The organism is Aeromonas fluvialis, assembly GCF_000819885.1.
Classification (GTDB): Bacteria; Pseudomonadota; Gammaproteobacteria; order Enterobacterales; family Aeromonadaceae; genus Aeromonas; species Aeromonas fluvialis.
Map to the genome: position 1 here is coordinate 1 of NZ_CDBO01000008.1, position 23,634 is coordinate 23,634.

Here is a 23,634-nt window from a genome sequence, read left to right on the forward strand (position 1 = left end):
TATCTTGACGAACACCGATATCCGCTGCTTACACCAGTCAGGAATGTGCCGTGTGCGGCTATATTCACCCCGCTAACCGCAGATCACCGAGTCTTTTTGTGTGCGGCAAGTGTGACAATACTGACAATGCAGATCACAACGCATCTCTGGTAATAAAAAAGCGGGCTATTACGTTAATTTTGGACTCTGGAACGGAGTTATCAGCAGCTGATGTGTTAACAACCGCCGCTGATATTGGGCGTGGAAGGAAACGTAAGACTGGCAGGGTCAAAAGCTCAGCCAGCAGCTCCCAGCGAAGCGTCCAAAAAAGAAAAGGTTGCGACTGCTGGTTGCACCCTTGGAAGCTCGCTGCTTTAGCTGCGTAGTTCACCACAAGATGGTCATATCATCACCACCCAGAAGATCTGCACTCCAGCCTGTTTGTTATTGATAGTGACAGGCATTCGATCTTGATAGTGAAAATTAAGAAAAAATAACGTTAATATAGAAAATTGTATGTTGTCGGGAATTGTCCATGCTATTCTGAAACTGTTATCCCTGTAACCGACTTTTTGTGAGGAAACAATGAACGAGTTTCTGAAAGTTCTGCTGAACATTCGCAGTCTGCGTGCTGCTATTCGTGAGCTGCCGTTTGAGCAATTGCTGGAAGCTAAAGAGAAGTTTGACCTGGTTTACCAAGAGCGCGCCGATTCTGTTGAACAGGAGCGTGCTGAACAGGAAGTGCGTCAGCGCAAGCTGAATGAATTCACCGAAATGCTGCAGCAGGCTGGTATTGATCCTCGCGAGCTGCTTGCTACTTCAGCTGCTCCGGCTGTTGCAACTGGCGCGGCCAAGAACAAGCGTGCTCCGCGTCCTGCTAAATACAAATACGAAGAAGATGGCCAGGAAAAAACCTGGACCGGTCAAGGCCGTATGCCGAAAGCCATTGCTGCTCAAGTAGCGTTGGGTAAACAGCTGGACGATTTTCTCATTTAATTCGTGTTATTAAAACGCCGACACAAGGCCGCCGCGATATGGCGGCCTGATTTTTTACTGGGTTGAGTGCGGATTTTCGCACATGAACTAACGGTGCATCCTACTGTAGACACTTCGCTCAAAGAACGGCTTTGATGCAGCCGATCAGTCATTACCAAATAAATCGCGGGAGTAGACTTTGTCACTGACGTCAGCCAACTCTTCCACCAAGCGATTCGCCAAGATCACATCACTGCTCTGTTTAAATTCAGCCAAGTTAGTCATCACCTGAGAACGGAAAAAAGTCGGTTCAGTCAGCGTGGGTTCATAAATCACGACGTCGATCCCTTTGGCTTTGATCCGTTTCATGACACCTTGAATGGCAGAGGCGCGGAAATTATCCGAACCTGCTTTCATGACCAACCGGTAGATCCCGACACGCTTTGGATTTCGACGGATCACCGAGTCAGCGATAAAATCCTTACGGGTCGTATTGGAGTCCACAATGGCGCGGATCAGGTTATTGGGTACATTGCTGTAGTTTGCCAGCAGTTGCTTGGTATCTTTGGGCAAACAGTAGCCACCATAGCCAAATGAGGGGTTGTTGTAATGGTTGCCAATGCGCGGATCAAGGCCGATGCCATCGATCACTTGCCGACTATCCAACCCGTGCATTTGGGCATAGGTATCAAGCTCATTGAAAAATGCGACCCGCATCGCCAGATAGGTATTGGCAAATAGTTTGATTGCTTCGGCTTCTGTGCTGTCGGTAAACAGCACGGGCACATCTTTCTTGATAGCCCCTTCCAACAGCAGGTTGGCGAACACTTGAGCCCGTTCGGATCGCTCGCCCACCACGATGCGAGAGGGGTGCAAATTGTCATACAGGGCACGTCCTTCGCGCAAAAATTCTGGCGAGAAAATCAGGTTGGCACAACCCAGTTCTTCACGCAGGCGAGCCGTGAATCCAACGGGCACGGTAGATTTAATCACCATTACCGCATTTGGATTAATCGCCAATACATCCTTCACCACCGATTCGACAGTGCTGGTGTTGAAATAGTTGGTCTCGGGATCATAATCGGTCGGTGTGGCAATAATGACAAAATCGGCGCCTTGATAGGCATCTGTTTTATGCAGGGTTGCGCGGAGATTAAGCGGGTGATGGGTGAGATATGCTTCGATTTCTTGGTCCACGATGGGGGAGCGCTTCTGATTGATCATCTCTACCTTGCTGGCAATGACATCAACGGCGACCACTTCATGGTGCTGGGCTAATAGAATGGCGTTGGAAAGCCCAACATAGCCGGTTCCGGCAATAGCGATTTTCATTATTTATCCTGGTCCAGATTTAATGTTGATAGTGAGCCGTGGCACATATTATATGCGTTGTGCATATTCTGGTCGAAAAGAAATACCTCTCTCCGGTTTAAAATGAACGCTGAATCTGGCAAGTCGTCCGCATGAATGGCGGGACAAGCGTATGAACGGCCACTTTTTGTTCGCGCAGTCCTCCGATTCTGCTCAACGATCTCCTCTCAACGCCCTTTCTGGAAATGGTGTTCACAGACTCCGGAACCACTGTTCAACTTCATCGGAATACGCACATTGGGAAGGGAAACAGGAACGCAGAGCTACAGGATTGAGAGAAAAAACCCTGCGCAGAGGCAGGGCTTTGGAATAGGTTATGGCGAGGGAGGATCAGGCCTTGGCCAGCAGCTCCATCACCCAGGGCAGACCCTGCTTCTTGCGGCTGACAAAGCCCGGGTGGTAGCTGGACTCTGCCGGTACTTTAGCGTGCTCGGTAAAGTAGATACGGCTGGCAGCCGCAGTCAGGTCAGTTACCATCAACACGAAGAAGTCGAGCCCTTCGCTCGCCACGCGCAGGGCCATCTCCTGCTGCAGGGCTGGCAGGTGCTCGGCCAGCTGCTGCTCGCTGCCCACTTCGATCTGGCTCATGATGAAGCTGCAACCTTCCGCCTGAAACGCTTTCTCATCCTGCTGCAGCAGTTGAGCCGGAGTCAGGCCGCTCAGGTCGGTTTTCGCCATCAGCAGCTGTTGGCCGAACTCGGCCAGTGATACTTCGGCCAGCGGTGCCAGACGCTCACAAGCGATCTTGTCCTGCTCGGTGGTGGTCGGCGAGGTGAGACAGAGGGTGTCGCTCATGATGGCGCCCAGCATCAGGCGAGCCTGGCTGCGGGTCACGGTGCCTTGCTGGCTCAGCAGATCGAAGGCGATGGTGCAGGTGCAGCCGACGGCCCGGATCCAGGCATCCAGCGGAGACTGGGTGACCAGAGTGCCGAGACGGTGGTGATCCACCAGACCCAGTACATTGGCTTGTGCCAGTGTGGCAGGGCCCTGTTCCAGATCACTGAAATCCACCAGCCAGACATCTTCACCGGTCAGATTTTTGGTCAGCAACTCGGGCTCGCTGACGCCAGCCTGCTCCAGAATAAAACGGGTTTCGGTGCGCAGGTCACCCAGACGCCATGGGGTGGCCTGACGGCCCTGGCCATTGAGCCAGTCGGTGATAACCAGCGCACTGCAGATACTGTCGCTATCAGGATTCTTGTGACCAAAAACGTGGATCATAGACAAAGCCTCACAATTGGATACCCATAAAGGGGGGAAACACTATGCGAAATCCGCCACATGAAGGCAACCGGATCCACGCCCATGTTGCTGCCAGCTTCGTCTAACTCGCCATTTTATTGATCTGGGTCGGTAATCCTGGCGCGAGTTCAGTTCTCACAGTTGGCTATTGGCTATTGGCTATTGGCTATTGGCTATTGCTGACTGTGCAGGCTGCGGCACTCGTCCATGCCTGCGCAGTCAGCATATTTGGCCAGTTCTATCAGTCGCCATCGCTGCAAATCGGCTTTATTGCCAGATTCAACGACGCAGCAGCTCGCGGGCGTTGGCCAGGGTGTTGTCGGTGATCTGGTCGCCACCAAGCAGGCGTGCCAGCTCATTGAGACGGGCTGTCTCATCAAGGGCACTCATTTGGGTTTCGGTGGTTTTGCCATCGGTATGCTTGCTCACCACCATATGCTGGTGGCCGTTGCCTGCCACCTGAGGCAAGTGAGTGACCACCATCACCTGAGTGGACTCCCCGAGCTGGCGTAGCAGGCGACCTACCACCGCGGCAGTCGGGCCGCTGATCCCCACATCCACCTCATCGAAAATCAGAGTCGGGGTTGAGACCTTGCGGGCGCTGATCACCACGATGGCGAGGCTGATACGGGACAGTTCACCGCCTGAGGCCACCTTGCCAAGCGGCTGGATCGGTTGGCCCGGGTTGGTGGTGACCATAAATTCCACCCGATCTATACCCAGCGGAGAGAGGCTGCTCTGGGCATCGGGGCGCACTTCGATGGCAAAGCGGCCATCGGGCATCGCCAGTTCGTGCATGCTGCTGGTTACCTTGGCGCCCAGCTCCTGGGCGTAACGCTGACGGCTCTGACTCAGGGCTTCGGCGGCCTGGACAAACGCCTGACGCGCGTCGGCCAGCTCATCTTCCATCCCCTCTAGCCGCTCTTCGTCAGAGTTGAGGCGAGCAAGATCAGAGGCCAGCTCCTGGTGGTGCAGGGCCAGATCTGCCGGTTTGACGTGGTGCTTGCGGGCCAGATTGATTGCCTTGGAGAGGCGAGCTTCCAGCTCGTTGAAGCGTTCGGGATCCAGCTCCAGCCGATCGAGATAGCTGCGCAGCTCGCTGTGGCTCTCCTGCACCCCGATCAGTGCTTCGTTCAGCATCTCCAGCACCGGATTGAGGCGGCTGTCCATGCTGACCAGCCCCTCGGCGCGATCGACGGCTGATTGCAGCAGCCCTGCGATAGTGGTCTCTTCGTTGTCATAGAGCAGATCGAGGCAGGCGCCGCACTCCTGCATCAACTCGGTGCCGTTGGCGAGACGCTGGTGCTCCTCTTCTATCTCCTCAAATTCCCCCGGTTGCAGGGCGAATTCGTCCAGCTCCTGCACCTGATACTCGATCAGCTGGCGGCGGGCCTCCCGCTGCTGCTGCTCGGCCTTGAGCCGGTTCAGCTCGTTTTGCAGTTGACGCCACTGCTGATAGTGCTGGCGCACCTCATCGAGCAGCAGATGGTGGCCGGCGTAGCCGTCGAGCAGGGCGAGCTGGTAGTCGGGTTTGAGCAGCATCTGGTGGGCATGCTGACCGTGCACGTTGACCAGCAGCTGGCCCAGATTCTTGAGCTGTGTGAGGGGGACGGGCACGCCGTTGATATAGCTGCGTGAGCGGCCCTCGGCGGAGATGACTCGCCGGACGATACACTCACCTTCGTTTTCCAGCTCGTTGGTAGCGAGCCAGGCGCGGGCTGCCGGGTTGTTGTCTAGCAGGAATCGGGCGCTGACCTCGCTTTTGTCGCTATCGGGTCGCACCATGCCCGCTTCGGCCCGCTCTCCGAGGCAGAGACCGAGGGCGTCGATGGCGATGGATTTACCCGCACCTGTCTCACCGGTGATGCAGGTCATTCCCGGTTGCAGATCGAGTTCGAGAAACTTGACGATGGCGAAGTTGTTGACGGTCAGCTGGGTCAGCATGGTCTCATCCTGTATAGGTCAACATTACTGTGTATGCATCCAGTATATACTGGTCTTATATACAGTAAAGAGGGCGCCGTCATTTTTAATACAGTAAAGGTGCGCCAGTGCGGTATAGCTATGAGAATGCGGTACTGACTATTGGCGCGTGGTACTGATATGAGAGCGCAGAGGGACATGTTGCCACGAAAGAAAAGAGAAGGGCGCCTATTCAGGTGCCCTTCTGACAATGTCGTTGTCGGTCAGCGCCGATTAAAACAGCTTGCTGCCCCAGCCGAGTTTGTTGCGCAGTACATGGAAGTAGCTGTAGTCGAGGGGATGCACCAGATGAAGCTGGTGGTGGCTCTTCTTGATGAGGATCTCGTCCCCCGGGTGCACAGCCAGCGTCACCTGGCCGTCACAGCTCACCTGCATGGCATCGTCCTGATTGTCCGGTGAGACCAACAGGCGCACTTCGCTGTCGGCATCGAGCACTATGGGGCGGCTGCTCAGAGTGTGCGGGAACATGGGCACCAGCGTGATGGCGTTGAGTTTGGGGGTGAGAATGGGGCCGCCCGCGGAAAGTGAATAGGCTGTGGAGCCGGTCGGGGTGGCCACTATGATGCCGTCCGAGCGCTGGCTATACATAAAGCTGCCATCGATATAGACCTCGAACTCGATCATGTGGGCGATCTTGCCCGGGTGCAGCACGGCCTCGTTAACTGCCAGATTGCTCGACTTGCGCTCGCCGTGGCGATAGACCGAGGCCTCCAGCAGGAAGCGGTGTTCGCTCTTGTAGTGGCCGGAGAGCACCTGCTCCAGCGGCAGCAGATAATCTTGCGGTGAGAGGTCGGTCAGAAAACCGAGGTTACCCCGGTTGACCCCGATCACCGCCACATCGAAGCGAGATAGCACCCGGGCCGCCCCCAGCATATTGCCGTCACCGCCGACCACGATGGCGAGATCGGCCTGCTGGCCCAGCTGTACCAGATCCATCACATCTTCTTCGAGGATGCTGAGTGTCTGGGCGACCCGGCTCTCGACCAGTACCCGAAAGCCGCGGGCGATCAGGTATTGATGCAGGCCGGCCAGCGTCTGGTTAGCCCCCTCATGGTGGGGTTTGCCAATCAGGGCGATGGTTTTGAACGGAGAATCCATAGTCTGTCTGATCTGGGGTGGATAATGCGGGCCAGTATACAGTGCTTTGCTCCGCTTGTGACGCTCTCCCGTGTGACGGGGCCGGCTATCCCCTTGAGGCAGCTGGTTAAAGGGTGAGCTGCAACGCCAAGAAACAGCCGCTTGCGGCAGATCATCCACCCTGATTGGCTTTTTACCCCTTGAAAGCCGGGGATGCATCCCCATAATAGCGCCAACATAGTCGGTCTGTGGTCGTCCGGTCGCTCAACCAGACGTCAGGGCCCTCATAAGTAACCCCGGAATTGGAGATGTCATGAACCACGAAGAGCAAAAGGTTGAAGCGATGGAGCAAGTGGAAGTCCAGCCAGTCGAGCCGACCGATGTAGACAGTGAAGTGACAGCCGAGCAGGCCCGCATTGCCGAACTGGAAGCACAGCTGGAAACCGCCATCCAAAAAGCGGCGGAAGAGCGTGAACGCGCCCTGCGTACCGCCGCCGAAATGGAGAACCTGCGCCGTCGTACCGAGCTGGATGTTGAGAAGGCGCACAAATTTGCCCTGGAGAAGTTTGCAGGCGAACTGCTGCCGGTGCTGGACAACCTTGAGCGTGCCATCGAACTGGCCGACAAGGAGAACGACGCCCTCACGCCGATGATCGAAGGGGTCGAACTGACCCTCAAATCCATGCAGAGCGGCGTGGCCAAGTTTGGTCTGGTGGCGCTCGACCCGATCAACCAGCCATTTGACCCCAATGCCCATCAGGCGATGAGCATGGTGCCGAGTGCCGATGTGGCCCCGAACACCGTGATCGCCGTGATGCAGAAGGGCTATGAGCTGAATGGCCGCGTGATCCGTCCGGCCATGGTGATGATCGCCAAAGCGGTCGACTGATTGGCTGTGGGAGCCCGAGCCCGCCCCATGGCGGGCTTTTTGTTTCGCAGTGCAACACCTGTTCATCTTGAACGGTTTCACGGCTCAACGTGACCGCGCAACCATGACAAAGGGTGTGGTTTTTTAGGGTTGGGGCTTGAAGCTGCGTCTGGCGACCCCATATAGGGTGCAAGGCCGCGGCGGCACAAAAAATTTGATGCCGGGAGCTTGAAAGCCAGATTGGCAGCCCCCACCTAGCCGTTAACGCATTAAGGCGAGTTCCTCGCCAGTTTATTCAAAGTATTTGGAGATTCGTCAAATGGGTAAAATCATCGGTATTGACCTGGGTACTACCAACTCCTGCGTCGCTATTCTGGATGGCGACACTGCTCGCGTGATCGAGAACGCAGAAGGCGATCGTACTACTCCGTCCATCATTGCCTATGCCGATGATGGCGAGATCCTGGTTGGTCAGCCGGCCAAGCGTCAGGCCATCACCAACCCGAAAAACACCCTGTTCGCCATCAAGCGTCTGATCGGTCGTCGTTTTGAAGATGAAGAAGTGCAGCGTGACCTGAAAATCATGCCATACGCCATCGCCAAAGCTGACAACGGCGACGCCTGGGTTGAAGTGAAGGGCAAGAAAATGGCACCGCCGCAGATCTCTGCTGAAGTGCTGAAAAAGATGAAGAAGACCGCCGAAGACTACCTGGGCGAGCCGGTAACCGAAGCCGTTATCACTGTTCCGGCCTACTTCAACGACGCCCAGCGTCAGGCTACCAAGGATGCCGGTCGCATCGCCGGTCTGGATGTAAAACGCATCATCAACGAGCCGACTGCTGCTGCTTTCGCCTACGGCGTAAACAAGGTCAAGGGCGAGCGCAAGGTTGCCGTCTATGACCTGGGTGGCGGTACTTTCGATATCTCCATCATCGAGATCGACGAAGTTGAAGGGGAAACCACCTTCGAAGTACTGGCGACCAACGGTAACACCCACCTGGGTGGTGAAGACTTCGACAACCGCGTCATCAACTATCTGGTAGACGAGTTCAAGCGTGAGCAGGGCATCGACCTGCGCAACGATCAGCTGGCGCTGCAGCGTCTGAAAGATGCCGCCGAGAAAGCCAAGATCGAGCTCTCTTCTGCCCAGCAGACCGACGTCAACCTGCCGTACATCACTGCAGATGCCACCGGTCCGAAGCACATGAATATCAAGGTGACCCGCGCCAAGCTGGAATCCCTGGTGGAAGACATGGTGAAGGACTCGCTGGAGCCGGTTCGCACTGCCCTGAAAGACTCCGGTCTGGCAGTAGGCGAAATCGACGACGTGATTCTGGTCGGCGGTCAGACCCGTATGCCGATGGTTCAGAAGACTGTTGCCGAGTTCTTCGGCAAAGAGCCGCGTAAAGACGTTAACCCGGACGAAGCCGTGGCCATGGGTGCTGCCATCCAGGGCGCCGTACTGTCCGGTGACAAGACCGACGTACTGCTGCTGGACGTGACCCCGCTCTCCCTGGGTATCGAAACCATGGGCAGCGTGATGACTGCGCTCATCGAGAAGAACACCACCATCCCGACCAAGAAGTCTCAGGTGTTCTCCACTGCCGAAGACAACCAGTCTGCCGTGACCATTCACGTGCTGCAGGGTGAGCGCAAGCGCGCCAGCGACAACAAGTCTCTGGGCCAGTTCAACCTGGAAGGCATCCGTCCGGCACCGCGCGGTCTGCCGCAGGTCGAAGTGACCTTCGACATCGATGCCAACGGTATTCTGCACGTCTCTGCGAAAGACAAAGAGACCAACAAAGAGCAGAAGATCACCATCCAGGCCTCCTCTGGTCTGTCTGATGACGAGATCGAGCGCATGGTACGCGAAGCCGAAGCCAACGCGGCCGAGGACAAGAAGTTTGAAGAGCTGGTACAGGCGCGCAACCAGGCTGATGGTCTGGTCCACTCGGTACGCAAGCAGATCACTGAAGCCGGTGACGCCCTGCCTGCCGACGACAAGACCAAGATCGAAGCCGCTCTGAGCGAGCTGGAAGCGGCCCTCAAGGGTGACGACAAGGCTGCTATCGAAGCCAAACAGCAGGCACTGCTGGAAGCGTCCCAGAAGCTGATGGAAATTGCCCAGCAGCAGGCGCAAGCCCAGGGTGCAGCCGGTGCTGACGCCGGTCAGTCCTCCTCTTCTACCAAGGCTGACGACGACGTGGTCGATGCCGAGTTCGAAGAAGTGAAAGACGACAAGAAGTAAGCCCGACCCAGATGGGCGAAGTCCGCTTCGCCCATCGGCTTAGTCTATGAATTCACGGGCGTTGGGTAACCAACGCCCGTCTGCGTAACTGCTTAAGCAGCAACAGGATGAGTATGTCGAAGCGCGATTTCTACGAAGTGCTGGGTGTGGCGAAAGGAGCCGACGAGCGCGAGATCAAGAAGGCGTACAAGCGTCTGGCCATGAAGTATCACCCGGATCGCAATCAGGGTGATGCCGCATCCGAAGAGAAGTTCAAAGAGGTCAAGGAGGCCTACGAGGTCCTGACCGATGCCAACCTGCGTGCCCGTTACGACCAGTACGGCCATGCCGGTGTCGACCCGAGCCAGGGTGGCGGTGGCCACGGTGGTTTTGGCGGCAATGCCGACTTCGCCGACATGTTTGGTGATGTGTTCGGTGATATCTTCGGCGGTGGCCGGGGTGGTGCGCGCCGTGGCCCGGCCCGTGGCTCTGATCTGCGTTACACCATGGAGCTGACCCTGGAAGAGGCGGTACGCGGGGTCTCCAAGGAGATCAAGGTACCGGCCCTGGTTCACTGCGAAGTCTGTAACGGCTCCGGTGCCCACACCGGCAGCAGTGCCCAGACCTGCCCGACCTGCCACGGCTCCGGCCAGGTGCAGATGCGTCAGGGCTTCTTCGCGGTGCAGCAGGCGTGCCCCCACTGTCACGGTCGCGGCAAGATCATCAAGGATCCGTGCCGCAAGTGCCACGGTGAAGGCCGCTACCAGCGCACCAAGACCCTGTCGGTGAAAATTCCGGCGGGCGTTGATACCGGCGATCGCATCCGTCTCTCCGGCGAAGGGGAAGCGGGGGAGGCGGGGGCGCCGGCAGGGGATCTCTACGTACAGGTACACGTCAAAGAGCACGAGATCTTCGTGCGTGACGGCAACAACCTCTACTGCGAAGTACCCATCAGCTTCACCGCGGCGGCCCTGGGTGGCGAGATCGAAGTGCCGACCCTGGATGGCCGCGTCAAGCTCAAGGTCACGTCGGAGACCCAGACCGGCAAAATGTTCCGCATGCGGGGCAAGGGCGTGAAGTCTGTGCGCTCCGGTCAGGTGGGCGACCTGATGTGCAAGGTGGTGATCGAGACCCCGGTCAACCTCACCGAGGAGCAGAAAGAGTTGCTGCGTCAACTGGACGAGTCGTTCAGCGGCGCTGCCGCCAAGACCCACAAGCCGAAATCGGAAGGCTTCTTCGAAGGGGTGAAACGCTTTTTCGACGATCTGACCCGCTGATTTCAGCCACCCGAATAAACAGAGCCGGCCTTGTGCCGGCTCTTTTTTTCCCGCCATTTCGCCAGGATCCGCCCTATTGAGTGGATCATGATGAGGGATCCTCCTCACAACTCCCGCCAATTCTTACTGTACAAATGTTATCCCGCTCACACTGTTGCTGAAACGGTTTAGTTGTCATATTGAGTTAGCTAAAGCGGTTTAGCTATGCTCTGACTGTCGATAACAACAGCGCCCGTTCGGGCCACAGATGACAGGTGAGGAAGATGACGATGTTCAAGAGTAAGTTGGCGCTGGCGGTAGCGCTGGGATTGGGGATGAGCAGCCCGCTCTGGGCGGCGCAGGCGCGTGCCGGAGGAGAGAGTGTCGAGGCTAGACTGGCGGCGCTGGAGGCGCGGGTGCAGGTGGCCGAAGCGAGAGCCGAGGCGGCAGAGATCCGTGCCAGTCAGGCCGAGGTGAAAGCGAGTGCGGCCAGTGAACAGGCGCAGGTTGCCGACAGCCGCAGCCAGAAGGTTGATGAGAAGACCGCAGGCGCCCAGGGCTTCGAGTTTCATGGCTATGCCCGCTCGGGCCTCTTGGTCAACAGCAATGGCAACGGCGGGCGCGGCGGCCCCTATATCACGCCAGCCGGTTCGGTGGGTGGGGCTGTCGGTCGCCTTGGCAACGAGGATGATACCTACATGGAGGCCAACCTGCTGAAAACACAGACCTTTGAGGATGGCAGCTGGGCTCGCTACAAGCTGATGCTGGCAGACGGGGTGGAGACCAGCAACGACTGGACCGCCAGCGATTCAAGCCTCAATACCCGTCAGGTGTTTGCCGAGATCGGCAATCTGGCGAGCTTCGACGGCCCCTTCAAGCATGCGGTGCTGTGGGCGGGCAAGCGCTTTGACCGCGACAATTTCGACATCCATTGGCTCGACTCCGACGTGGTGTTCCTGGCCGGTACCGGCGGTGGCGTCTACGACGTGCAACTGGCCGACAGCTGGAAGGCCAACTTCTCTCTCTACGGGCGCGACTACGGCGACATCAGCACCAGCGGTCTCTCCGACATCGAGAGCTACATCCTCACCATGAACAACCGCTTTGGCAACTGGCAGTGGATGGTGAACGGCCTCTCCGCCAATGACAACGAGGCGCGCATCAACGACGGCGGCGCGGGCAGCGCGGCGGCGGACAAGGGGGCCCACACCTTGTTGGCCTATCACGGCGAGAGCTTTTTTGGCATCAACCCCGGTTTTTCCAAGGCGGCGGTGCTCTACGGTCATGGGCTGGGGGCCGAGGTCAAGGGGCTGGGCTCTGACAGCTCGCTGCTGCCGGACGCCGATGCGGTGCGAGTTGCTGTGTTTGGCGCCACTGATCTTAATCCGCGCTGGCGTTTTGCCCCGGCCCTGCTGGCCGAGCAGAGTCAGGATCGCTATGTGAAAGGGGACGAGTACCGCTGGCTCACCTTCAATACCCGGGTGGCGCAGGTGCTGAGCCAGAACGTCGAGCTGGTCTACGAGGCGGCCTGGCAGTACATGGATCTCGATCCCAAGGGTTACAAGGGACGCCAGGCGGTGAGCGGCAATTTCACCAAGCTCACCTTCGCCCCCACCTTCAAGGCGCAGACCGCCGGATTCTTCGAGCGGCCCGAGCTGCGGGTGTTCGCCACCTGGATGGATTGGTCATCGGAGCTCGACAACTATGGCAGCGACGATGCCATGGGCCAGAGCAACTTCACTGCCGGTGGCGAGTGGAACTTTGGCGTACAGATGGAAACCTGGTTCTAGTTCGTTATCCCGATCACAAAAATGGCAGCCAGTGCCGAGATCTGTTGGTTGGCTAAAACGGTTTAGCTGATAATACCAGCTAACAGAACAGAGTTTGGGTTTGACCGTGGGTCCGATGCAGCAGTGGAGTAGCAAGGTGGCGAATCGTGTGTGGGTAATGGGGGATGCAGTGGTGGACCTGATCCCGGAAGGGGCGTTGCACTACCTTAAGTGTCCGGGTGGCGCACCCGCCAATGTGGCGGTTGGCGTGGCACGGCTTGGCGGCGAAGCGGCCTTTATCGGCCGGGTCGGTGCCGATCCGTTCGGCCGCTTTATGGCTGACACCCTGAGCGGGGAGGGGGTGGATATCGGTGCGCTGCGGCTCGATCCAGACCATCGCACCTCTACCGTGCTGGTGGCACTGGATGACGAGGGGGAGCGCAGCTTCACCTTTATGGTGCGCCCCAGTGCCGACCAGTTTCTCACCCCAAATGAGTTGCCCCGCTTCGATGTCGGTCAGTGGTTGCTGACTTGCTCCATCGCGCTCGCCAACGAGCCGGTGCGTGGCAGCTGCCTGCAGGCCATGGCGGCCATCAAGGCGGCTGGCGGGCGAGTCTGTTTCGACCCCAACCTGCGCCCCGAGGTGTGGGGCAACCCCGCCGAGATGCTGCCGCTGGTGCGTCAGGCCATCGAGCAGGCAGACGTGGTCAAGCTCTCCATCGAGGAGCTGCAACTGCTGAGCGGCGAGGATGATCTGGTGGCGGGGCTCGCTACGCTCTCTGGCCCGGCGTTGGTGCTGGTGACCCGGGGCGCGGCCGGTGTGGTGGCTCGCCTCGATGGCGAGCTGCTGGAGTGGGTGGGGCAGAAAGTGACTCCGCTCGACACCACGGGGGCGGGGGATGCCTTTGTTGCCGGACTTCTGGCGGCGCTGGCCGGGCGCTCGTCGCTGCCGACCCTGGCCGAACTGCCCGCCATTCTGGCGCAGGCTCACGGCTGCGGAGCGCTTGCCACCACCGCCAAGGGGGCGATGACGGCGCTGCCGACCCGCACCGAACTGGATGAATTTTTGCGATCAGGCACAAGCGGCTGTTGATCTGCGGCTAGAAGCCCGGCTCGACAGCCCCTACTCTCATGTGACAAGGGCCCGCCAGCGTGGCGGGTCATAAGAGGAAGAATATGAATATCAGTGCGATAGCCAAGGATCTGGTGCCCCTGCTTGGGGGCAAGGAGAACATCGTCAGCGCTGCCCACTGCGCCACCCGGCTGCGGCTGGTGCTGGCTGACGACAGCAAGGTGAACAAGGCCGCCATCGACAAGCTGGACGGGGTCAAGGGGTGCTTCAGCAACGCGGGTCAAATTCAGGTGATCTTCGGCACCGGTCTGGTCAACAAGGTCTATGCGGAGTTCGTGGCGCTGACCGGTACCGGCACCGCCAGCAAGGCGGAGCTGACTGACATGGCGACGGCCAAGCTCAACGTGGCCCAGCGGCTGGCGCGAACCCTCTCCAACATCTTCGTGCCGATCATTCCGGCCATCGTCGCCTCGGGCCTGCTGATGGGGCTGCTCGGCATGGTGCGCACCTACGGTTGGGTCAATGCTGACAGCGCCCTGTTTGTGATGCTCGACATGTTCAGCTCGGCGGCCTTTATCATCCTGCCGATCCTGATCGGCTTTACGGCGGCGCGGGAGTTTGGCGGCAACCTCTATCTCGGGGCGACCCTCGGCGGTATTCTCACCCATCCGGCGCTGACCAACGCCTGGGGGGTGGCCGGTGGTTTCAAGACCATGGACTTCTTCGGGCTCGATGTGGCGATGATCGGCTATCAGGGCACCGTCTTCCCGGTGCTCTTGGCAGTCTGGTTTATGTCCCATCTGGAGAAACAGCTGCGCAAGCGCATTCCGGATGCGCTGGATCTGATCCTCACGCCGTTTCTCACCGTCATCATCACCGGCTTTGTGGCGCTGCTCTTTATCGGCCCGGCGGGTCGGGTACTGGGGGATGGCATCTCGTTCGGCCTAAGCGCCCTCTATGAGCAGGCGGGCTGGCTGGCGGGGCTGGTGTTTGGCGGCACTTACTCGCTTATCGTCATCACCGGCATCCACCACAGCTTCCACGCCATCGAGGCGGGATTGCTGGCCAATCCGCAAATTGGCGTCAACTTCCTGCTGCCCATCTGGGCCATGGCCAACGTGGCACAGGGCGGGGCTTGCCTCGCGGTCTACTTCAAGACCCGCGACGTGAAGATCAAGGCGATTACCGTGCCGGCGGCTATGTCCTGTCTGCTGGGCATCACGGAAGCGGCCATCTTTGGCGTCAACCTGCGCTACATCAAGCCCTTCCTCGCCGGTCTGTTCGGCGGTGCCTGCGGCGGCGCCTACGTGGTGGCAGCCAAGGTGGGGATGACGGCGGTGGGGCTGACCGGTATTCCCGGCATGGCCATCGTCCAGCCCATGAGCCTCATCCACTACATCATCGGGCTGGTGATCGCCTTTGGCGCCGCCTTCGCCGCTTCCTACCTGCTCAAGTACAAGGTGGAGTGATGAAGGAAAGCGATCTTCTCAACCAGATTGTCCGGTCGTTGCTGGCCGGACAGCTCAAGGCGGCGGCCGATCCCCATCGGCCCCGCTGGCATCTGGCAGCCCCGGTGGGGCTGCTCAACGATCCCAACGGTTTTATCGAGCACGACGGGCGTTACCACCTCTTCTACCAGTGGAACCCGCTTGGCTGCGAGCACCGTAACAAGGGGTGGGGGCACGTCACCTCCACCGACCTGCTGCATTGGCAGCACGAGCCGGTGGCGTTGTTGCCCACCGAAGCCTATGAGAGCCACGGCTGCTATTCGGGGTCGGCGGTGAGCGATGAGCAGGGGCGTTTGACCCTCATCTACACCGGTAACGTCAAATACCCGGATGGCAGCCGCACCGCTTATCAGTGTCTGGCCCGCGCCAACGGTGAGGGCGGTTTTGCCAAGCTGGGGCCTGTGCTGGATCTGCCCGAAGGCTACAGCGGCCATGTGCGCGATCCCAAGGTGTGGCACGACGGCAAACAGTGGCTGATGGTGCTGGGAGCCCGCACCCTGGATGACAAGGGTGAAGTGCTGCTCTATCGCGGCGAGACCCTGCAAAGCTGGCAGTTGGTGGGCCCCATCGCCGGTAGCGGGCGAGGGGGGCTCGGTGAGTTTGGCTATATGTGGGAGTGCCCGGATCTCTTCCCGCTAGGGGAGCACCATGTGCTGATCAGCTGCCCGCAGGGGATTGCCCCGGTGGGCGAGGATTATCGCAACCTCTACCAGTGCGGCTGGTGTTCTGGCAACTTTGACGGCGAGCACTACGAGCACGGGGATTTCCACGAGCTGGATCGGGGCTTCGAGTTCTATGCGCCGCAAACCACCCAAGACCGTCAGGGGCGCCGCCTGCTGTTCGGCTGGCTGGGGCTGCCGGAGGAGAACGAGATGAGCCAGCCCACTGTCGCTCACGGCTGGATCCACCAGATGAGCTGCCCGAGAGAGCTGTTCTGGCAGGATGAGTGGCTCTGTCAGCGGCCGGTGGCGGAGCTTGCGGCATTGAAGGGAGAGCAGACCCGCTTCGAGGGGACACTCGGCGAGTTTGCGGGGCTGGCCATCGACTCGGCCTGGCTCGATCTGGATCTGTGCGGTCAGGGGAGCCTCTGGTTCGGTACCGTGGCCGAGCTGGTGTGGCAGCCGGGGCGCATCACCTTGCGGCGCCAGAACTGGCAGAGCGGGGCGTGGGAGACCCGCAGCAGCCCATGGGCTGGCGGGCGGATCACCGTCCTGTGTGATCGCTCCAGTCTGGAGTGTTTCATCGATGAGGGGCGTTACAGCCTGTCGGCGCGCTACTTCCCCGGGGAAAAGCCGCAACTTTCATCAAGTAGCGGCGATGATGGCTGCAAAATTTGCCTCAATCACTGGCCGCTGTCGGCGTGCCTAGTACAATAGCCCGGTTCTAGTCAGCCGGGAGGCCAGGTGGAGAAGAAGAAACGGATCACGATTGCCCAGATCGCCGAACTGGCGGGGGTGTCCAAGGCGACCGCCAGTCTGGTGCTTAACGGGAAGAGTGCGGAGTACCGGATTGCCGACGATACCCGCAAGCGCATTCAGGCGGTGGCGGAGGAGTGTCACTACCTGCCGAGCTTTCATGCCCGCTCCCTGCGCGAGACCCGCAGTTACACCTGGGGGCTGGTGATCCCCGATCTTACCAACTTCGGTTTTGCCCGCATTGCCCGTGCCCTCGAGGCGCACTGCCGGGAGGCGGGCATCCAGCTGCTCATCGCCTGCTCCGAGGATGATCCCGCCCTCGAGCAGCGGGTGGTGGACAACCTGATCAGTCGTCAGGTGGATGGGCTGATTGTCGCCTCCAGCGGCCACAGCGATGACATCTATGCCCGCATCCACGACCGCCTGCCGGTGGTGCAGCTCGACCGTCATATCGGCGAGTCGCGCCTGCCCATGGTGATCTCCGATGCCTGCAAGGCCACTGCCGAACTGGTGCGGGACATGGCCAGCGAGTGCGGCGAGGAGATCTACTACTTCGGCGGTTTGCTGGATCTCTCCCCCAGCCGTCACCGGCTGGCGGGGTATGAGCTGGGGCTCCATCGCGCCGGTTTTGAGGCCGATGAAGACCGGGTGCGCCATCGCGACTACCAACCGAGCTCCGGTTATCAGCTGATGGCCGAGCTGGTGGCCGAGCTGGGAGCGCCTCCCAAGGGGCTCTTTACCGCCTCCTTTACCCTGCTGGAAGGGGTGCTGCGCTACCTCAACGAGGCGGGGCTGATGGAGACGCGGATGCGGCTCTGTACCTTCGACGATCACGACCTGCTCGACTGCATTCCCATGCGCATCGACTCGGTGGCGCAGGATTGCCCGGCGCTGGCCCGCGCCGCCTTCGAGCTGATGCAGCAACTGATAGCGGGCAATCCCCCGGCGCAGACCGCCCAGGTGATCCCCCCTCGGGTGCGCTGGCGCAGTCGCCGTTAGTCACGCCGGTTCGCCCATCCCATATGAGAAAGCCCCGCCATTGCTGGCGGGGCTTTTTGCTGTGGGCGTCTGGCAGGGTAAACCCCGCGCCAGCCGCAGCAACATCTTGAAACATAATCGAAAGCCCGCTTTGCCTTATCAGGCTGCTCCCTGCTGATCCGGTTATTTCAATCCCATCCGTTTGAGGATCATTGCGGCCGGGCAGAAACCGGTGAACGCGCTCTGGATCAGGTTGACCCCGACAAAGGCGCTCAACCAGACAAAGCCCGGATGGACCCAAGTTGTAAGGATCAGCGAGAGTAGCAGCATGCTGCCTGCGACGATTCTGACTCCGTTATCTACTGTCATGCTCTTTCTCCCCATCTATTTTAGTTATTGCTAATTTAGTGTTGTTTTATAGAATAGAACAAATATCAGCAATTGCTAATTTAATCCTATGAGCCAATTCGACGAGATGAACAGACATGCGACAGCCGCCGCTTCCCTGCTCAAGGCGTTGGCTCACCCTGAACGCCTGATGGTGCTCTGTCAGCTGGTGGAGGGGGAAAAAGGCGTCGGGGAACTGCTGGCCCACAGTCAACTCGGGCAGTCGGCCTTCTCCCAGCAATTGTCGGTATTGAAGCGCCAGGGTCTTATCCGCTCTCGCAAGGTCTCCCAGCAGATCTTCTACTCGCTGGCGAGCGAGGCGGCGGTCGATGTGCTCGGGGTGCTGCAAACCCATTTTTGTCACTCAGAAAATAAGGAATCTTGATGATGGAAAGCCAATGGCTGCTCTCTTTGGGCGGCGGCATGCTGGCGGGGCTGTCGGCCCTGATCCTGATGTTGTTCAACGGCCGGGTCGCCGGGATCAGCGGCATTCTGGCCGGAGCCTTGCAACACCGGGCACCGTGGCGGGTGCTGTTTCTGTTGGGGCTCGGGGCTGGCGCCTGGCTGGCGCTGACTCTGGGTTGGGCCAGCATGCCCGCCTTCACCACTTTGCCCGGGTGGCCGGTGGTGCTGCTGGCTGGTCTGCTGGTCGGGGTCGGTACCCGCCTTGGCAATGGCTGCACCAGCGGTCACGGCATCTGCGGCATGGGTCGGCTCTCCCTGCGCTCCATCGTCGCCACCCTGACCTTTATGGCGGCGGGTTTCATCACCGTCTTCGTCACTCGTCACCTGTTGTAAGGAGCTGATCGCCATGACATTGCTGACAAGTTTGTTTGCGGGCGCGTTGTTCGGCCTGGGGATGGCCATCTCCGGCATGGTGGATCCCGCCCGGGTCACCGCTTTTCTCGATCTGGCAGGGGCCTGGGATCCCAGCCTCGCCTTCGTGATGGGGGGCGCCCTGCTGGTCTTTATGCCGGGTTATTTTCTGCTGGTGAAACCCCGTCGTCAGAGTGTGCTGGGTGAGCCCATCGCCGCCGTACCGGCTCCGACACTGGATCGCCGGCTGATCGGCGGAGCCGCGTTGTTTGGCATCGGCTGGGGGTTGGTGGGCATCTGCCCGGGCCCTGCTCTGAGTCTCATTTCCAGCGGGCAGCCCATGATAATGTTGTTTATTGCGGCCATGGTGGCCGGGATCTTGCTCTTTGATAGAGGGCTGGTCAGGGTGCTGGGTCGGAAACAGGATAAGGGGTGCCAGTCCCATACCGCCTGATCCCGTAAAGTGACTGATGATGTCAGGGAAGGAGAGTGATGATGGAACAGATCCGCGTGCTGGGGATCACCTTGTTGGTGATGACATCCCAGACTACGACATCCACCCAGGCCCTGGCCGCAGAAGGGGAGTCACTGGCCCCGCTAACAGAGTCCTCGCTGACGGTAGCGCCACAGCCGGTGACAGATTGGCTGATGCTGGATGGCACCGTCAGTGCCATCCATCAGGGGACGGTGGCGGCCCAGACCAGCGGCCGGGTCTCCCGCATGCTGGTGGATGTGAACGATGAGGTGCAATCGGGGCAACCGCTGCTGGAGATCAGCGGCAAAGAGCAGTTTGCCGCCGTCACGGGTGCGCAGGCGCGACTGGCCCGGGCGCAGGCCCAGCAGGTGGAGGCAGAGCGCCAGCTCGCCCGCTTTCAGGCGCTGATTGCCAAGGGGGTGATCACCCGTGCCCAGCTCGATAATGCCGAGGCCTCCGATCGCGCTGCCCGTGCCGAGGTCAATGCCGCCGATGCGGCCCTCACTCAGGCCCGCGAGGCCTATGGTTATACCCGCATTCTGGCCCCCTACGCCGGAGTGGTGACCAAACGGCTGGTGGAGCTGGGGGAGACAGTCGCCCCCGGCACGCCGCTGCTGTCGGGCTTTTCGCTTGATGAGCTGCGGGTGGAAGTCGATCTGCCCCAATCCGCCCTGACGCTTGCTCGTGAGCCTGCGGATGTGCAGGTGCTGCTGCCTGATGGCAAGTCTGTTACCCCCGTCAAACTGACCCGCTTCAATTATGCCGATAGCAAGAGCCACGCCTTCAGGTTACGCCTCGACTTGCCGCCGCAAACCGCCGGGGTATTGCCCGGCATGTGGCTCAAGGTGCAGCTCAAACAGGGTAAACGTCAGGTGTTGCAAGTACCGGATCGCGCCCTGCTGCGGCAAGGGGAGTTCAACGGCGTCTATCTGCAGCAGCCCGCTGGCTGGGCCCTGACGCCGGTGCGGGTTGGCCATTGCGTCGAGGGGCTCTGCGAGATCCTGGCCGGGTTGCAAGCTGGTGACAAGCTGGCCCCCGATGCCTGGGCGCAGCAGCAGGAGCTGGCCCATGAGTAGCGAGCTGAACGGCAACAAGGAGGGGCTGGGGCTCGCGGGCCGGCTGGCCGCGCTGTTTCAGGGCTCGGCCATCACCCCGCTGCTGGCGCTGGTGGGGCTCTTGCTCGGGTTGTTTGCGGTGCTGGTGACCCCCAAGGAGGAGGAGCCCCAGATCGATGTCACCTTCGCTGATGTCTATATTCCCTTTCCGGGCGCGAGCCCGGCCGAGGTCGAGTCCCTCGTCACCACCCCTGCCGAGCAGGTGGTCTCCCAGATAAAGGGGATCGATACCCTCTACTCTTTTTCCCAACCCGATGGCGCCCTGCTGGTGGTGGTGTTCAAGGTGGGGGTGAGCCGCGAGCAAGCTATCGTCGATCTCAACAACCAGCTCGACTCCCACCGCGACTGGTTGCCACAGGGGATCGGTGTCGGTCAGCCACTGGTGAAACCCCGGGGGATCGATGATGTGCCGATCGTCAGCCTCACGCTCTGGAGCAAGCGACTGGGCGCCGCCGAGCTGACCCGGGTCGCCCATGAGCTGGAGACCGAACTCAAGCGCATTCCCGGTACCCGTGATATCTACACGCTGGGCAGCCAGAGTGCCGTGTTGCGGGTGATGCCGGATCCGGCGGCCCTCAGCGCCCACGGCATCAGCTGGAGTGAGCTGAGCCAACGTCTTGCGGCCGCCAATCAGGTGGGCACGACACAGGCTATCGAGCAGGACAACAGTGAGATCAAGGTGCAGGTGGGGCAGTTCCTGCAAAGCGAGCAGGAGGGCCGCGAGCTGGTGGTGGGGTTGCACGACGGCAAGCCGGTCTACCTCGGCGATGTGGCTAGCGTGTCGCTCGGGGAGGAGACCCCGGTGCAGCGCAGCTGGATGGGGCAGGGGCAGGCCAGTTATCCGGCGGTGACCCTGGCCATCGGCAAGCAGCCGGGCCAGAACGCGGTCGAGGTGGCCAAGCGGGTGGAGGCGCGGGTCGAGAGTTTGCAGAACCGGCTTATCCCTGCCGGGGTCGAGGTGACGGTGACCCGTGACTATGGCGTCACCGCCGAGACCAAATCCAACACCCTCATCGGCAAGCTGATTTTTGCCACTACGGCGGTGGTGCTGCTGGTGCTGGTGAGCATGGGCTGGCGCGAGGCGCTGGTGGTGGGGGTGGCCATTGTCATTACCCTGGCGCTGACCCTGTTTGCCAGCTGGGCCTGGGGCTTTACCCTCAACCGGGTGTCGCTGTTTGCGCTGATCTTCTCCATCGGTATTCTGGTGGATGACGCCATAGTGGTGGTGGAGAACATCCACCGCCATCGTGGGCTGGGCAAGGGGGCCCTCAAGGATCTTATTCCGGGGGCGGTGGACGAGGTGGGGGGGCCGACCATACTGGCGACCCTGACCGTTATCGCGGCCCTGCTGCCGATGGCCTTTGTCAGTGGCCTGATGGGTCCCTACATGAGCCCCATCCCCATCAATGCCAGCATGGGGATGCTCATCTCCCTGCTGGTGGCCTTTATCTTCTCCCCCTGGCTGGCGAGGCATTTGCTCAAGGGGGAGGTGCTCGGTGCCCACGGCGAGGCCAAGGCGGGTCTTTTTCACCGGCTGATGACCCCTTTCCTGATTGGTGATGGCGCCAAGCGCGCCAGACGCAAACTCTGGCTGGTGGTGTTGCTGCTGGTCGGGGCCACCACCGCCATGCCGGTGGTGCAGTGGGTGGTGCTCAAGATGCTCCCCTTTGACAACAAGTCGGAATTTCAGCTGGTGCTCGATATGCCGGAGGGGGCGACCCTGGAGCAGACCGAACGCACCCTGCTGGCGGTCGGGCGAGAGCTTGCCAAGGTGGAGGAGGTGAAGGATTACCAGATTTACGCCGGTACCGCGGCCCCCATCAATTTCAACGGCCTGGTGCGCCACTACTTTATCCGCAGCGGCGCCAACGTGGGGGATATTCAGGTCAATCTGGTGGACAAGCATGAACGGGATCGCAGCAGCCACCAGATTGCCCAGTCGGTGCGGGCGTCGCTGCAGGCCATCGCCAGTGCGGCAGGGGGCAACCTCAAGGTGGTAGAAGTGCCCCCCGGCCCGCCGGTCTGGTCACCCATCGTTGCCGAAATATATGGCCCCACTCAAGCCGTCCGCGAAACGGCGGCGCGCGCCGTACAGGCCCGTTTTGTGGCGACGGCGGATCTGGTGGACGTGGATATCTATCTGACCGACCCACAGCCCAAGTGGCGGCTGGTGGTGGATCGCAGCAAGGCGGCCCTGCTCGGGGTCGATCTCGGCGACCTGGTGAGCACCCTCAATGGCGGGGTGGGTTATCAGGATGCCAGCTGGCTGCAGGGGCATGGCGCCAAGTATCCGGTGCCGATCCGCATCGAACTGGCTCCCGGTGACAAGCGGGATCTGGCGGGGGTGCTGGCCCTCAAGGTGCGCAGCCAGAGCGGCCAGCTGGTGCGGGTCTCCGAGCTGGTGAGTCGGCGGGACGAGGTGGCCCCCAGCTATATCATGCACAAGAACATGCAGCCCATGGTGATGGTGGTGGCTGACATGGGGGGCCATACCGACAGCCCGCTCTACGGCATGTTTGCCGCCGGTGCCGATATCGACCTGCCCCAATATTACGTGCAGCAGCCCGACAAGCTGGGGGAGGTGGCCCTGTTGTGGGACGGGGAGTGGAAGGTAACCTACGAGACCTTCCGCGACATGGGGATCGCCTACGGGGTGGGGATGATCCTCATCTACCTGCTGGTGGTGGCCCAGTTCCGCTCCTATCTGGTGCCGCTTATCATCATGGCGCCCATTCCGCTCACCCTCATCGGGGTGATGCCGGGCCACGCTCTGCTGGGGGCCCAGTTTACCGCCACCTCGATGATCGGGATGATCGCCCTGGCCGGGATCATCGTACGCAACAGCATCCTGCTGGTGGACTTTATCGAGCAGCAGCGAAGAGTCGGTATGGCGTTCGAGCAGGCGGTGATTGCGGCGGCGCAGGTGCGGGCCAAACCCATCATGCTGACGGCGCTGGCGGCGATGATCGGGGCCCTGTTTATCCTCGGTGATCCCATCTTCAACGGATTAGCCATCAGCCTGATTTTCGGGATCCTGGTCTCCACACTGCTCACCCTGGTGGTGATACCCTTGCTCTATTATGCCCTGCTCTCCCGACGCTCATGACGGGAGTCACTAGCG

The 23,634-nt window shown here is 60.2% G+C and carries 20 protein-coding genes; 15 read left to right on the top strand and 5 right to left on the bottom strand.

From position 1 onward, the window contains the following. The first annotated feature begins 17 nt into the window (after nucleotides 1–17). Nucleotides 18–365, top strand: a complete 348-nt coding sequence (locus BN1125_RS18250) for a zinc ribbon domain-containing protein (RefSeq protein ID WP_084202217.1) — start codon at nucleotides 18–20, stop codon at nucleotides 363–365. A gap of 199 nt (nucleotides 366–564) precedes the next feature. Further along, nucleotides 565–975 carry an H-NS family histone-like protein gene (locus tag BN1125_RS01055; protein ID WP_042010008.1) on the top strand — a complete coding sequence of 137 codons (411 nt, stop codon included), beginning with the start codon at nucleotides 565–567 and terminating at the stop codon, nucleotides 973–975. A 144-nt stretch (nucleotides 976–1,119) separates the two neighbouring features. Here the strand turns inward: BN1125_RS01055 and BN1125_RS01060 are convergent, their stop codons facing one another. The 4 genes from BN1125_RS01060 to nadK all read right to left on the bottom strand — a co-directional run bounded on the left by BN1125_RS01060 (nucleotide 1,120) and on the right by nadK (nucleotide 6,648). Further along, nucleotides 1,120–2,286, bottom strand: a complete 1,167-nt coding sequence (locus BN1125_RS01060; RefSeq protein WP_042010009.1) for a nucleotide sugar dehydrogenase — start codon at nucleotides 2,284–2,286, stop codon at nucleotides 1,120–1,122. A gap of 369 nt (nucleotides 2,287–2,655) precedes the next feature. After that, nucleotides 2,656–3,546: a manganese-dependent inorganic pyrophosphatase gene (locus tag BN1125_RS01065; protein ID WP_042010011.1), complete on the bottom strand. Its 891-nt coding sequence runs from the start codon at nucleotides 3,544–3,546 to the stop codon at nucleotides 2,656–2,658. Between the two features lie 300 nt (nucleotides 3,547–3,846). Continuing rightward, entirely contained in the window at nucleotides 3,847–5,511 is a 1,665-nt protein-coding gene (gene recN, locus BN1125_RS01070) for a DNA repair protein RecN (protein WP_042010012.1), read from the bottom strand. Between the two features lie 252 nt (nucleotides 5,512–5,763). Then, nucleotides 5,764–6,648 (bottom strand): NAD(+) kinase, encoded by an 885-nt coding sequence (nadK, locus tag BN1125_RS01075; protein WP_042010014.1) that lies wholly within the window; start codon nucleotides 6,646–6,648, stop codon nucleotides 5,764–5,766. 292 nt (nucleotides 6,649–6,940) lie between these two features. On the opposite strand from nadK, the gene grpE reads away from it, so the two are divergent. The 8 genes from grpE (at nucleotide 6,941) to BN1125_RS01115 (ending at nucleotide 17,741) form a co-directional block, all read left to right on the top strand. Continuing rightward, complete coding sequence (gene grpE, locus BN1125_RS01080) at nucleotides 6,941–7,516, top strand: nucleotide exchange factor GrpE (RefSeq protein WP_042010015.1); 576 nt, start codon at nucleotides 6,941–6,943, stop codon at nucleotides 7,514–7,516. Nucleotides 7,517–7,814: 298 nt separating this feature from the next. Then, nucleotides 7,815–9,743, top strand: a complete 1,929-nt coding sequence (gene dnaK / locus BN1125_RS01085; RefSeq protein ID WP_042010017.1) for a molecular chaperone DnaK — start codon at nucleotides 7,815–7,817, stop codon at nucleotides 9,741–9,743. 113 nt (nucleotides 9,744–9,856) lie between these two features. Further along, nucleotides 9,857–10,999, top strand: a complete 1,143-nt coding sequence (gene dnaJ, locus BN1125_RS01090) for a molecular chaperone DnaJ (protein WP_042010019.1) — start codon at nucleotides 9,857–9,859, stop codon at nucleotides 10,997–10,999. Nucleotides 11,000–11,262: 263 nt separating this feature from the next. Beyond that, a complete protein-coding gene (locus BN1125_RS01095; protein ID WP_156993005.1) occupies nucleotides 11,263–12,768 on the top strand; it encodes a carbohydrate porin in 1,506 nt (501 codons plus the stop codon). Between the two features lie 115 nt (nucleotides 12,769–12,883). After that, the gene (locus BN1125_RS01100) at nucleotides 12,884–13,840 is read left to right on the top strand and encodes an aminoimidazole riboside kinase (RefSeq protein ID WP_084202222.1); all 957 of its coding nucleotides are present in this window, start codon (nucleotides 12,884–12,886) and stop codon (nucleotides 13,838–13,840) included. A gap of 83 nt (nucleotides 13,841–13,923) precedes the next feature. Then, on the top strand, nucleotides 13,924–15,288 hold the full coding sequence (locus tag BN1125_RS01105; protein ID WP_042010023.1) for a sucrose-specific PTS transporter subunit IIBC: 1,365 nt from the start codon (nucleotides 13,924–13,926) through the stop codon (nucleotides 15,286–15,288). Then, on the top strand, nucleotides 15,288–16,703 hold the full coding sequence (locus tag BN1125_RS01110; protein ID WP_042010025.1) for a glycoside hydrolase family 32 protein: 1,416 nt from the start codon (nucleotides 15,288–15,290) through the stop codon (nucleotides 16,701–16,703). Before BN1125_RS01105 ends, BN1125_RS01110 begins: the two co-directional genes overlap by 1 nt. A 27-nt stretch (nucleotides 16,704–16,730) precedes the next feature. Further along, entirely contained in the window at nucleotides 16,731–17,741 is a 1,011-nt protein-coding gene (locus BN1125_RS01115; protein WP_042010027.1) for a substrate-binding domain-containing protein, read from the top strand. 162 nt (nucleotides 17,742–17,903) lie between these two features. On the opposite strand, the gene BN1125_RS01120 is transcribed toward BN1125_RS01115, so the two are convergent. Continuing rightward, on the bottom strand, nucleotides 17,904–18,089 hold the full coding sequence (locus tag BN1125_RS01120) for a YgaP family membrane protein (protein WP_042010029.1): 186 nt from the start codon (nucleotides 18,087–18,089) through the stop codon (nucleotides 17,904–17,906). Between the two features lie 88 nt (nucleotides 18,090–18,177). On the opposite strand from BN1125_RS01120, the gene BN1125_RS01125 reads away from it, so the two are divergent. The 5 genes from BN1125_RS01125 to BN1125_RS01145 are packed head-to-tail and all read left to right on the top strand — an operon-like array spanning nucleotide 18,178 to nucleotide 23,619. Continuing rightward, a complete protein-coding gene (locus tag BN1125_RS01125) occupies nucleotides 18,178–18,492 on the top strand; it encodes an ArsR/SmtB family transcription factor (RefSeq protein ID WP_042010030.1) in 315 nt (104 codons plus the stop codon). Further along, nucleotides 18,492–18,905, top strand: a complete 414-nt coding sequence (locus BN1125_RS01130) for a YeeE/YedE family protein (RefSeq protein ID WP_042010032.1) — start codon at nucleotides 18,492–18,494, stop codon at nucleotides 18,903–18,905. Before BN1125_RS01125 ends, BN1125_RS01130 begins: the two co-directional genes overlap by 1 nt. Nucleotides 18,906–18,918: 13 nt before the next feature. Further along, a complete protein-coding gene (locus BN1125_RS01135) occupies nucleotides 18,919–19,377 on the top strand; it encodes a YeeE/YedE family protein (protein WP_042010035.1) in 459 nt (152 codons plus the stop codon). A 41-nt stretch (nucleotides 19,378–19,418) separates the two neighbouring features. Beyond that, nucleotides 19,419–20,474, top strand: coding sequence for an efflux RND transporter periplasmic adaptor subunit (locus BN1125_RS01140; protein WP_042010037.1), 1,056 nt, complete (start codon nucleotides 19,419–19,421; stop codon nucleotides 20,472–20,474). Continuing rightward, nucleotides 20,467–23,619 carry an efflux RND transporter permease subunit gene (locus BN1125_RS01145; protein WP_042010039.1) on the top strand — a complete coding sequence of 1,051 codons (3,153 nt, stop codon included), beginning with the start codon at nucleotides 20,467–20,469 and terminating at the stop codon, nucleotides 23,617–23,619. The genes BN1125_RS01140 and BN1125_RS01145 overlap by 8 nt, the downstream gene beginning before the upstream one ends. The last annotated feature ends 15 nt before the right edge of the window (nucleotides 23,620–23,634 follow it).